The sequence below is a fragment of the Nostoc sp. genome (genome assembly GCF_036919815.1).
Classification (GTDB): domain Bacteria; phylum Cyanobacteriota; class Cyanobacteriia; order Cyanobacteriales; family Nostocaceae; genus Nostoc.
The window spans coordinates 12,330-24,793 of record NZ_JBALCE010000020.1; the positions used below are offsets into that span (position 1 = coordinate 12,330).

9 protein-coding genes and 1 tRNA gene are annotated in these 12,464 nt (G+C 42.6%); 2 read left to right on the plus strand and 8 right to left on the minus strand.

From position 1 onward, the window contains the following. Positions 1–109: 109 nt before the first annotated feature. The gene (locus V7K15_RS06195) at positions 110–1,348 is read right to left on the minus strand and encodes an FG-GAP repeat domain-containing protein (protein ID WP_334903960.1); all 1,239 of its coding nucleotides are present in this window, start codon (positions 1,346–1,348) and stop codon (positions 110–112) included. A gap of 785 nt (positions 1,349–2,133) precedes the next feature. Here V7K15_RS06195 and V7K15_RS06200 point away from each other — a divergent pair. Beyond that, positions 2,134–3,444 (plus strand): aminopeptidase P N-terminal domain-containing protein, encoded by a 1,311-nt coding sequence (locus V7K15_RS06200; RefSeq protein WP_334903962.1) that lies wholly within the window; start codon positions 2,134–2,136, stop codon positions 3,442–3,444. A 130-nt stretch (positions 3,445–3,574) separates the two neighbouring features. Here the strand turns inward: V7K15_RS06200 and V7K15_RS06205 are convergent, their stop codons facing one another. Together V7K15_RS06205 and V7K15_RS06210 are read right to left on the minus strand one after the other, a co-directional pair. Further along, on the minus strand, positions 3,575–4,186 hold the full coding sequence (locus tag V7K15_RS06205; RefSeq protein ID WP_334903964.1) for a hypothetical protein: 612 nt from the start codon (positions 4,184–4,186) through the stop codon (positions 3,575–3,577). 93 nt (positions 4,187–4,279) lie between these two features. Next, positions 4,280–4,825: a hypothetical protein gene (locus V7K15_RS06210; protein ID WP_334903966.1), complete on the minus strand. Its 546-nt coding sequence runs from the start codon at positions 4,823–4,825 to the stop codon at positions 4,280–4,282. Positions 4,826–5,114: 289 nt separating this feature from the next. Between V7K15_RS06210 and V7K15_RS06215 the strand changes: the two genes are divergently transcribed. Beyond that, entirely contained in the window at positions 5,115–5,654 is a 540-nt protein-coding gene (locus tag V7K15_RS06215; RefSeq protein WP_334903968.1) for an FG-GAP repeat domain-containing protein, read from the plus strand. A 504-nt stretch (positions 5,655–6,158) separates the two neighbouring features. Here the strand turns inward: V7K15_RS06215 and ftsH2 are convergent. The 5 genes from ftsH2 to V7K15_RS06240 all read right to left on the minus strand — a co-directional run bounded on the left by ftsH2 (position 6,159) and on the right by V7K15_RS06240 (position 12,405). Beyond that, on the minus strand, positions 6,159–8,045 hold the full coding sequence (ftsH2, locus tag V7K15_RS06220) for an ATP-dependent zinc metalloprotease FtsH2 (protein ID WP_334903970.1): 1,887 nt from the start codon (positions 8,043–8,045) through the stop codon (positions 6,159–6,161). 371 nt (positions 8,046–8,416) lie between these two features. After that, positions 8,417–8,911, minus strand: coding sequence for a hypothetical protein (locus tag V7K15_RS06225; RefSeq protein ID WP_334903972.1), 495 nt, complete (start codon positions 8,909–8,911; stop codon positions 8,417–8,419). 223 nt (positions 8,912–9,134) lie between these two features. Further along, positions 9,135–10,580 carry a glutamate--tRNA ligase gene (gltX, locus tag V7K15_RS06230; RefSeq protein WP_334903974.1) on the minus strand — a complete coding sequence of 482 codons (1,446 nt, stop codon included), beginning with the start codon at positions 10,578–10,580 and terminating at the stop codon, positions 9,135–9,137. 114 nt (positions 10,581–10,694) lie between these two features. Beyond that, positions 10,695–10,768 (minus strand) — tRNA-Asp (locus tag V7K15_RS06235). A gap of 110 nt (positions 10,769–10,878) precedes the next feature. Beyond that, positions 10,879–12,405, minus strand: coding sequence for a serine/threonine protein kinase (locus tag V7K15_RS06240; RefSeq protein WP_334903976.1), 1,527 nt, complete (start codon positions 12,403–12,405; stop codon positions 10,879–10,881). Between the last annotated feature and the right edge of the window lie 59 nt (positions 12,406–12,464).

The window sequence follows — 12,464 nt, forward strand, 5'->3', positions numbered from 1 at the left end:
TTTAGAATAATACGCTTGGCTTTGTGAAAAATAGCGTAGGTTGGGTTTCGTTCCTGAAACCAACCTACGCAGTTTAAGGTTTTTGGTGCTAACCCAAGCGGATTGGGTTTTAGAACGTATACCACTCTGGGCCAAGCTTATCTGCATCGCTGATGGGAGTTTCAGTGGCTGTTGTCCCATCTATAGTCCAAATCTTGTCTGCACCAGCTGTCTGATCACGCCAGTAGATGTCGGTCTTACCATCGCCGTTGAAGTCGCCAAGGGTTGGTGTCAAGGCCGCGTTATTAGCCGGTAAGAACGCTTCAGTAGCAACCGTTGTACCATCCATCAACCAAGCGGTGTTCGCACCAGTTGTGCCATTGTGCCAGAAGATATCGGTCTTGCCATCGCCGTTGAAATCGCCAATTTTAGAAGTCCAGGCTGAGTCAAGTGTCCCCAGAGTACCCTCTGTGGCTAAGATACCATTCATCGTCCAAACCTTGTTCTCACCTGTTTGAGCGTTTCTCCAGAGAATGTCAGTCTTATAGTCGCCGTTGAAATCACCAAGGGTAGGAGTCCAGGCGGGGTCTTGTGATTGCAGCGCAAATTCACTCTTTTGCGTACCATCCATAAACCAAGCGCCGTTAGCGCCGGTTGTCTGATTGCGCCAGAAAATGTCGCTCTTACCATTGCCGTCGAAATCAACAATGGTAGGAGTTAGCGCTGGGTCTGTTTTATCTAAAACAGTTGCATTCAGAACTGTGGTGCCATCCATCTCCCAAATAGCGTTATCACCAGTTGTGGCATTATGCCAGAAGATATCGGTTTTGCGATCGCCATTGAAATCGCCAATCTGAGGAGTCCAGGCTGGGTCAACGCTGGTTAGAGAAGTCGCATTAGCAACTTTGGTTCCATCCATTAGCGCAATGCTATTCTCACCGGTTGTCTTATTGCGTAATAAGAAGTCAGTTTTGCCATCAGCATTGAAGTCAGCAATTTTGTAATCATAGGCGGATAAGTCGAATTTACCTAGAGAACCCTGTTCAATAACTTTTGTTCCATCCATCAACCGAATGATAATCTCACCGGTTTGAGAATCGGCCCAAACTTTGTCCGTTTTGCCATCACCGTTAAAGTCAGGAGTAATCGCCGCACTAGTTAAGTAAGGATTAGGATTGGGATTTGCTGACGTTTTTACAGGTGTGGTCAAAGGTTGACTTTGTAGTGCTTGTGAGGAACTTTTCCCAAATCCCAAATCATAATTTAAATTCTCAAAAGAAGATGTCAATATTTGTGATTTTGCAAAAGAGTCTGATGCCCATTGAGATGTATTCAAAGTTAAGGGTGAGGAATTGCTATTTCCAGACATGGTGTATTTTTATGATTGGTTGTTATATTTTTTTAACTTTTTTTTGAGATGTCTTTCTGTAACCCAATAACATTTACTAGACTTTCAATATTTCTTTATAACTATTTTTTATTTGTTAATGTCATTATTTAAAGATAAATATCTATTTGCTTTAAACGATTATTATCAAAGTTTCAAGTTCTATACAAGCAATTGCAAAAGATTTTTTGTATCTGATGATTTATCAATATGGTTCGGATCAGACTTGATCCCCCCAACCCCCCTTTTTAAGGGGGGCTAAGAATGACTCTATTTCCCTCTTAAAAAGGGGGACTAAGGGGGATTTTTAAGGACTATGCACCTTAACCGAACCGTATTGGATGATTTCTACAGATGTAGGGGCGTACACATATACGTATCTAGAGTGGATTCATCTATTGCAAAGATTTTTTCGATGGTATTATCTGTTTTATTTGATATTTTAAATATTGAATTAAAACATACACATTTAGGTAATTAAATAACAACTATAAAAAATATTTATCAGAGACAATTTGATGTAATTAGATAGTAGTTTATATAGCAAGTCTAAATTCTTGAGCAACAACAAGATCCCCGACTTATTTAAGAAGTCGGGGATCTGAGCCTTCTGAGATAATTGATTATTCCCCAAGGATTTATAACTTGAGTTGAAACAAATATTGGTTAGAATAACTTAGATTAGCAACTATTAAGAGGCATGATCTGTACATCCTCTGGTTGTCAAAAGTGTAAAATGAGACAATACTTTAATACATACATCAGCTATGCAAGCAGAATATCGGCAGCGTCGTGAGCAGTTAATGGCAAAAATTGGTGATGGTACAGCCATTTTTCGCAGTGCGCCAATGGCAGTGATGCACAACGATGTCGAGTATGTTTATCGCCAAGACAGTAATTTCTTCTACCTGACTGGTTTTAACGAACCACAGGCAGTTGCAGTGTTAGCGCCACATCATTCAGAACATCGGTTTGTGCTGTTTGTCCAACCGAAGGATCGCGAAAAGGAAGTATGGACTGGTTATCTTTCTGGGGTAGATGCAGCGAAGGAATTTTATGGTGCTGATGAAGCGTACCCGATTAGCGAGTTAGATGAAAAGCTACCACAGTATTTGGAAAAAGCCAGCCGCATTTACTATCACTTAGGACGCGATCGCACTTTTAATGACCAAATCTTGGGACATTATCAAAGTTTACTACGGACTTATCCTAAGCGCGGTACAGGCCCGATCGCTATTGAAGATACTGGGACTGTCCTCAACAGCATGAGATTAATCAAAAGTGAAGCTGAGTTGGAATTGATGCGTCAAGCAGTTGCGATCGCTACTGTTGCACACAATTACGCCCAAGAAATCGCTGCACCCGGACGTTATGAGTATGAAATACAAGCGGAGATGGAACGCATCTTTCGAGTGCGAGGTGGTTTAGGCCCCGCTTATCCTTCGATTGTGGCTTCTGGTATGAATGCTTGCGTACTCCACTACATTGAGAATAATCGTCAAATGCAGGATGGAGAATTACTGCTAATTGATGCCGGTTGTACCTATGGTTATTACAACTCCGATATTACCCGGACATTTCCTGTTGGGGGTAAATTTACGCCAGAACAAAAGACGCTGTATGAGATTGTTTTGGAGGCGCAAAAACAAGCGATCGCTCAAGTTCAACCAGGTAATCCTTTCAAATTAATTCATGATACAGCAGTGCGCGTCCTCACCGAAGGTTTAGTTGAACTTGGCATCCTCAAAGGCGAAATTGATAAGTTAATTGAAGAAGAGAAATATAAGCCATATTATATGCACCGCACCAGCCATTGGTTAGGTTTAGATGTTCATGATGCGGGGGTTTACCAACATGGTGAAGATAAACCGCAGATTTTACAACCAGGTCAAATTTTGACAGTGGAACCAGGACTTTATATTGTACCTGACACCAAACTAGCAGAAGACCAACCAGAGACTGATCCTCGATGGATTGGCATTGGTATTCGTATTGAGGATGATCTGTTAGTTACACCTGGGGGACATGAGGTATTAACTGCGGGAGTTCCCAAAGCAGTGGATGAAGTGGAACGATAAAATAATTCGTAATTCGTAATGACGCTCGAATACTCGCTAACGCTACGCTAACGTAATTCGCAAGAATAAGCGGTGGACTTAAACCCACAGAATTAGTCAAAACATAGGGATCGTGTGTACCATCCCTAAGCTAAAATTGCGGACAAGCCATCAGAGTTGTTGTCAGAATTCCTAAGATTTTATCTATTTCTTTAATAAAGTAATCGTTCTTATCGATAAAGATGGTATTGTCACAAAGTTTGAGAAATTTCCAATTTGTTCCTGTTGTGACTACACCATAAATTTCATTTATAATATTTCCTTGTTGCTGGTTAAACAATTGAGATGCAATCATTGTCGCAATACATTGTCCTAAACCAGATTTAATACTTTCATTTTTAGCTTCCACAATAGTTACAACAGGGCTAGTAATCTCATATTGTTCTGGGGAACAACTGAGAATAAAATCACAGCGTCCTTCTAAGCCTTTAGAAGTATCTACATTAAACTCTGAACCAGAAAATATACTAATTTGGTATTTAAAGAAGCGTTTAACTTCAATTAAAACAGGCATAATAATTAGTTCAGAACGAGCTTTTTCTGTATTTATTGCTGTCACCAAAGGTAGATGCTCAGAGAAAATCAAGTTTAGATATTCACTAGGCGAAACTGCCTCTACATCCCGAAATAAATCTTGATTTTCAACAAAGATTAATTTAAAGTCAGTTTTTACTTTGCTAAGATTAAAGGCGCTATACGGCATTGGATCATCTTAGGAATAAAGTGCAGCTATGCCTAGGGCGGCAAGCTACGCAACTTGCGGAAGCTAAGGAACTGAGTCTGATCATATCTGAAATCAAGAACAGCCCTCAACAAATTCAACTTCCGGCAGTTTACCTGACCGAAACTGAGTAACACGCTTACCGTCAGTCTCAAATACCACACGATAGTTCTGGTTAGCACGGTCTTTTGGGATAAATGTCAAGTAGTGTCCGCCTTGGACGTATTTATGAGGTGTGACTTGAATTTGTCCTGAGTAGAGAGACTTGATTTGCGCTTCGGTGTCGCCAATTTTTGCACCTTTGAGGGTAGTAATCTGCGTATTCTGCCGCACATCTACTCTAGAAATGCGACCTTTTGTAACCATGAAGAAAAGATTTTTGGGTTCGTTTTGTGGCTTAACGTAGTAGCAACTTTTATTGGGTGAATCGCCAATTAGCTGAGTACCAGCAGCTTTCCTCGCTTGGGAAACAGTTATCCCAACTCTAACTTGTCCGATACCATTGATGGACAATTTCGATTGGTTGGTTAATTTTGCCTGTGCTAAAACTGTGCCGATTGTCAAACAAGAAAGGGCAAGTGTTACGGTACTAAGAGTTAATAATTTAACTTTGCTATTCATTTTCTGCAAATAAAAAGGGGTAGATAAGCCATATTACCAATTTTGGATTTTCAAGCTGTTGACTGAGGAAATTCAGCTACCACTGCAATCAAGGCAATAAGCCAATATTACGATTGAATTCAGCTAAATTGACGCAATTTTAAATTTTATTGAAAGAACTTTAAGTTTTTGCGGCTTGAATACCAACCATCTGTAGTCACTGTATAAATTTGTAAAGTACTTCGTAATCCTTAAACTCACTCCTGATATTAGTCATATACATCGAGTAATACTTTTCAGGAGTTGCTTTATGAAATTATTCAAGTTATTCACAACTCTATGTGCATCTATGATTTTAGCTTCTGCTCTTGCTGCGCCAGCAAAAGCTTCTGATTTTGATGGCGATCGCAAAGACGATTATGTGGTATGGCGTCCTAGTAATGGTACGTGGTACGTGCTTACGTCTTCTAGCAACTTCACTAACTCCATCACCCGATCCTGGGGCGTAGCTGGAGACATTCCCATAGGGGGATCAGATTTTGATGGCGATGGCAAAGACGATATGGTAGTGTGGCGTCCTAGTAGTGGTACGTGGTTTGTGCTTACATCCTCTAGCAACTTCACTAACTCCTTCACCCGTGCGTGGGGTCAAGGTGGGGATATTCCTATAGGGAATTTAGATTTTGATAAGGACGGCAGAGACGATATGGTGGTGTGGCGTCCTAACAATGGAGGTTTTCCTGGCGCTCTTGGGACGTGGTTTGTGCTTACATCCTCTAGCAACTTTAATGGCTCTTTCAGCCGTTTGTGGGGTATAGGTGGGGATATTCCAGTCGGAGGAGCGAAGTAATTAGAACGAAAATTTTAGAAATCCACACTAACGCTGAAAACGGGGATATTCCAGTCGGAGGAGCGAAGTAATTAGAACTGAATGGCACTAAGAAAAGCGCAAACTCCTAAGATGACTGGCTTTTGAATATAAAGGTGTAAGGGAAAGAACTAGCTTTGAAATCAATAAACAAGCGAGTCATAGCAGCAAGCGTCTCCCTAAAACTATAAAATTTCACATAAAAAAATGAGGATGGCACATAGCATCCTCATTTGATTTTTTGCTTGTTAACTTATTTCCAGGTATTAGCTCAGAAAAGAGTCAACTATTACAGTTGCGGTACATACTCCTGCTTTTCAGGGACTTCAGCGTATTCAGCCACAATCTGGCGGAATTCTTCGCCGTCAATGGTTTCTTTTTCGATCAGCAAATCGACTAAGCGGTCGGTGACAGTGCGATGATCGCGGATCAGCTTCTTAGCTTGTTAACTTATTTCCAGGTATTAGCCCAGAAAAGAGTCAACTATTACAGTTGCGGTACATACTCCTGCTTCTCAGGGACTTCAGCGTATTCAGCCACAATCTGGCGGAATTCTTCGCCGTCAATGGTTTCTTTTTCGATCAGCAAATCGACTAAGCGATCGGTGACAGTGCGATGATCACGGATCAGCTTCTTAGCAGTGTCGTAGCACTGTTCAACAATTTCCCTGACTTGTCCATCAATACGCGAGGCAATGGATTCGGAATACTCAGATCGGGTTGTCCAGTCACGACCCAAAAATACTTCTCCCTGTTGGCTTTCTAAGGAAAGTGGGCCTAAGTTTGACATTCCGAACCGTGTCACCATTTGCCGTGCCATTCCCGATAACTGTTGTAAGTCTCCACCTGCACCAGTGGTAACTTCCGCAGCCCCAAAAATCACCTCTTCGGCAGCGCGACCGCCTAAAGCACCAGTAATTCTGGCTTTGAGTTGAGAACGGGAAATTAACCCCTGTTCTTCGTTGGGAGTAAACCAAGTTAAACCCTGTGCTTGTCCTCGTGGAATCAGCGTGACTTTCTGCACTGGGTCATGGTCTTTTAACAAAGTTCCAACTAAGGCGTGTCCAATTTCGTGGTAGGCAATTAAGCGCTTGCTCTTGCTATCCACCAAAGGAGTACCTTCCATCCCCGCAACTACCCGATCGACCGCATCATCAATTTCGCGGAGGGTGATCGCTTCTTTGCGTCTTCTAGCAGTGAGAATTGCCGCTTCGTTAAGTAAGTTGGCTAAGTCAGCACCAGTGAATCCGGGAGTGCGGCGAGCGATCGCATCCAAAGATACGCTAGTGTCTAGTTTCTTATTCCGCGCATGGACTTGCAAGATTTCCAAACGCCCTTTGATATCGGGTGGATCGACTGTTACTTGGCGGTCAAAGCGACCGGGACGCAACAAGGCTGAGTCGAGTACGTCGGGACGGTTGGTGGCAGCAATAATAATGATGCCTGTATTACCTTCAAACCCGTCCATTTCGGTGAGGAGTTGGTTGAGGGTTTGCTCTCTTTCATCATTACCGCCACCGATACCAGCACCCCGTTGCCGTCCTACGGCGTCGATTTCATCGATGAAGATGATACAGGGGGCGTTGTCTTTAGCTTTCTTGAACAAATCGCGGACGCGGGATGCACCCACACCAACGAACATTTCCACAAATTCCGAACCAGAAATACTGAAGAAAGGTACACCTGCTTCCCCAGCGATCGCTTTTGCTAGTAAAGTTTTACCAGTTCCAGGAGGTCCAACTAACAGTACTCCCTTGGGAATGCGTGCGCCTACTGCGGTAAATCTTTCTGGCTGTTTGAGGAAGGTGACGACTTCTTGCAATTCTTCCTTAGCTTCTTCAATTCCGGCTACGTCGTCAAATTTCACGCCAGTTTTCGCCTCCATTTGGAAACGCGCTTTGGATTTGCCGAAGTTCATCGCTTGACCTGGCCCGCCGGGGAGGTTACTAGAACGCCGGAACAAAAAGAATAGCCCAGTAATCAATAAAACTGGAAATATGAGATTGCCCAACAATCCCCAAATTGCGCCATCATTCCGCATCGGGTGAGCATCAAAACTGATGTCTTTTTCTTTCAGCTTGCTGATTAATTCAGGAGCGTTAATAGGCAAATCCACCCGCCATCTTTGGACACGATTTTCGATGTCTGGATCGCGAGCTTCTATAATTGCTGTCCTACCGCCTTCGTACAGATCCACGCTGTTGACGCGATCGCCGTCCAAGTATTCTAGAAAGCGACCATAGGTCATGCGGGTATTGGCTGTATTCTTACTCATGTCAGCAGGAGCGGCTGCAAAGGCCCCTTGCCAGAAGAAAAAGCCAATTACCAAAGCCGGCAATGTCCAGAGTCCTAGTACTTTCCAAGAGAATTTCATCTTAATTTGCCTCTAGATGCCTATACAACTCATCAGCCTTAGCAACCGAATATTCTATTACTCTGTCACTTTGGGCTGTTAAACGGATGTTTATAACTCCATTTTGTTTAATTTGATCTCTTATATGCACTTCCATAGAGCGATCGGCGCATTATGGCAATGCCAACAAGAATCTTAATCAAAGTTAACTTAATTTTAATACAATATTGCACGAGAAAAGGGAGCGCAACGCGATGCAAAGACACGGAGAATTTCTCCAGAATGCTCCTTGTGTCGTTCAAGTCCCTCTGAATCATCATTTTGGGGAGTGGGGAGTGGGATGAGGGCGACAAGGAGAAAAATTCCATGCCCAATGCCCCATGCCCAATGCCCTACTTAACTTCTGTAATTTGTAGAGTGTAAGGAAGATACTTGCCTTTTTCGTAGGAACCAACCCAAATTTGGTAACTTCCAGGAAGCCATTCGCCAATAATGCCAGAATTTTTGCCGTCAAAATCGTCATTGCACCAAGTACCACCAGGACCCTTGATAATCATAGTGGTGTCTTCAGGACTTTGCACTTGCAACTTCAGGTAGTCAAATTTACTTGTTAGCGCTAATGTATGGTCTGGTGTTTCATCAACAAATCCAGTACAAGGGCCAGTGGCTGTTTCGTTCCTCCCGGCTACTTGACTACCAGATATTGAACCACCACTCATCCCGCGAACTGTCAGGGGGTCTGGCGAAAACTGTGGGTCAATGGTGACATCTCCAAATATTGTTGGCGCTTCCTGAGCATCAGTGACAGCATTAACTGTCGGTGTGATGAAGAGCGTAACTATCATGAACGATAATCTCATCCCTCTATTGAGCGCTTTTGTCGGCATTGTAATTACTTCGCTTCTAAGTGTTTTTGAAGACATGAATTTTACACACCAAGTTCCCAATGTGAGGAGAATTGACTACCTATTTTAGATTGGATATTGGGGATAATTCATTAGTAATTAGTCAATGATTTATTGTTGCTATAGTTGCTCTACCTTAGATTTTAGGGGCGCACGTTTGTACGCCCCTAAAATCTAAAATATTTCTAAAATTTGGAAGTAATCACTAATTAACTTCCGTTATCGCCCGACTCAAGCGCGACTTATCTAAACTAATCTGATTTAGTAGTAACCAAGATTGGATCAAATCGGGGCCATGAACATCTCCAGTTAAGGCTGCTCGGAGCGATCGCATGACTAAGCCTTTTTTGACTTTTTGCTCTTTCACCACCTGCTTAATAATATCTTGGGCGGCGACTTCCGACAGTTGCGGCTGATTTTCTAAGGCTGTGACAATCCCCTCAAGAACAGCAGCAGAACCTTCTTGCTTTAGCTGTGTACTGCCTTCCTCGCTAAATTCAACGGTGTCGCTAAAAAACAGTTGGCTTTGAGGTACTGCATCTACTAAACGAGTCAAGCTTTGGCTAATTAAAGTTACTAGCTGTTCTAACCAGGGGCGTTCTCTTCCACGATCAAATTTATACCCAGCCGCTTGCCAATAGGGTATGAGTAAATCTGTGAGTTTATCTATCGGCGTATTGTGGACATACTGACTATTCAACCAGTCCAGCTTGTCCCAGTCAAACTTTGCGCCTGCTTTATTTACACGCTCAAAGCCAAATTCTTTAGCTGCTGCTTCTAAGGTAAATATTTCTTGCGTCGAGTCTGGTGCCGACCAACCCAGCAATGTCATGTAATTCACCAAGCCTTCAGCAATAAAGCCCATTTGCTGAAACTCAGAAATAGAAGTGACACCATCTCGCTTAGAAAGCTTGCGCCCTTCTGTGTTCAAAATCAGAGGCGTGTGGGAAAACTCTGGAATTTTTGCACCCATTGCTTCATACAATAAAATTTGCTTGGCGGTGTTGGCGATGTGGTCTTCTCCCCGGATGACATGGGTGATTTGCATATCGATGTCATCCACCACAACTACAAAGTTGTATAAAGGTTGACCGCTTCCCTCTTCTGAAGCGCGGGCGATGACCATATCACCACCTAAATCGCTACCTTGCCAAGACATCTTTCCCCTTACTAGGTCATTCCAGACAATTTCCCGCCCATCTTCGATTTGGAAGCGAATCACAGAGGAGCGACCTTCGGCTTCAAATGCGGCGCGTTGTTCTGGCGTGAGATGACGGTGACGGTTGTCATAGCGAGGAGCTTCGCCTCTAGCTTTTTGGGCTTCTCGGAGAGCCTCTAATTCTTCGGAAGTGGTGTAGCAACGATAGGCTAATCCTTGATCTAGCAGTTTTTGTACTGCTTCTTTATAAAGATCCAGGCGTTGGGATTGAAAAAATGGTCCTTCATCCCAGTTCAGTCCCAGCCAGCGCAGTCCTTCAAGAATATTCTCGGTGTATTCGGGACGCGATCGCTCTAGGTCTGTGTCTTCAATTCGCAGGATAAACTTACCACCGTGGTGGCGGGCAAATAACCAGTTAAATACAGCAGTTCTAGCTGTACCAATATGTAAATTTCCGGTTGGACTTGGTGCAATACGGACTCTGACAGTCACAGCTAATTCTCTCTTTCGCAAAGCATGATCAATGTAGCTTATATCTGAAGCACCCCAACTTAGCTTTACTTAAAGTTGGATCTCTAACCAAAACAAGGAAGGATAAATTTAGAACGGGACTGACGGGGCTCGAACCCGCAACTTCCGCCGTGACAGGGCGGTGCTCTAACCAATTGAACTACAGTCCCTTGTTTGTCAACTTTGCTATTATCGCTATTTATTTTCTACTTGTCAAGTGTTTTGGAGTTGGGAATTAGAACTTATTTTTGTCCAGTCTCTCCAAGGTGCAAATTTTTCCTTAAATAGAGCCTGATAATACAACCAGTGGCTCTGATTCCAGATGCTGCAATATCCGGGATTGCATTTGTTTATACTGCTGCTTTAATAGCTGTTTGCTCAACTGGAGTTGAGAAGCAGGTGGTAGACTATGACTCTGTTCCACCCAGGTTTTTAATATTTGCCGCTGAGTTGGCTCAATGCCACTGGTGAGAACGTTGGTGCAGGAATGTGGTGCTTCTAGGGTAAAGAAAATCAAAGGGTAGCGTTCATTTTCAGCCAGGGAACTTACCAGCCGAAGATTTTGGGGATTTTGCATATCTAAGTAGCACGGTAGCCATTTAGGAGCCAACTGCCGATTGTAGAGTACAGTCACCCACAACAGCATTGGGTGAGGGGATGTCATGAAGATAAATTGGTTGTAACGAGTCGAAAGGGCATACTTTTTGATTTCTTCTTTAGGCAACATCAACCATAGTGCTGTCATCGATGCTTGTGCGGTGTCTAGAAGCTGGGGAAAAACAATTTCTTGAATTGGTTTATTTTCAGGCCACAAAAGTTGCTGACAGCTTTGTTCTACTGTGATTGGTAATCCAGAATATAAGGGAGGGGTAAGGATGAAAGTAGGAACTAAGATTGTCGGTAAGCTGGGATAATTGGACTGTTCTAAACTGTTTAATATTTCCAGAATTTGAGCGATATTTTGGGGGCGTTCGCTGGCTTTTTTGGCAAGACAAGACATGATTAAATTATTTAGTTTTTCAGGTAATTCAAGAGTGGGTTTAATATCTGCGATCGCTTTTGGTTGTTCAAAGTGATGTGCTTTATACCAAGCACCAAAGTAATCAGTTTCTGGTTCCCAAGGTTTTTTACCTGTGAGCATCTCAAACATCATCACACCCAGGCTATAAATATCTGAGCGACTATCTAATTTTTCCCCATCTAGCTGTTCTGGAGAACAGTAGGGTAAAGTGCCATTAAATCCCCTACTTATACTAGCTGTTGATGTATAATTCAAAAATCTAGCAATACCAAAATCGAGAATTTTAACTAACTGACCCAATATCGGATCGGGAATAACTAATATATTCGCAGGCTTGATATCTCTATGAACTAGCGGACAAATTTTGCCATCAATGTTAATACCTTGATGAGCGCACTGTAAGCCCAAACAAATTTGGCGGGAGAGAGTTAAAAACATGGGTAGCGGCAACGGAATTAAATCCTTTAAACTCTTGCCGCTTAGATATTCCATAACGTAGTATGGTTTTCCTTTCTCATTTATACCATAATCATACGCCCGCACTATATGTACGCTCTTTTGACTCAAAGCTGCACTCATTAAAGCTTCACGAGCAAAGTCTTCTTGCATTTTTGTATCGACAAAAGTCTGAGTCAAAAACTTGATAGCAACTGGTATACCTCCTAACAAAATATCATTTGCTAAAAAAACTTCACCCATGCCACCACTGCCAATTAATTGCTTGAGTTGATAACGATTGGCAAGCAAGCCCGTACTAATTGGAGATGTAAATGGGCTTTGATTCACTTTGATCACCTTTGCTGCTGAGTCCATTTAAAGTTAGCAATACACATATAAGAATATAA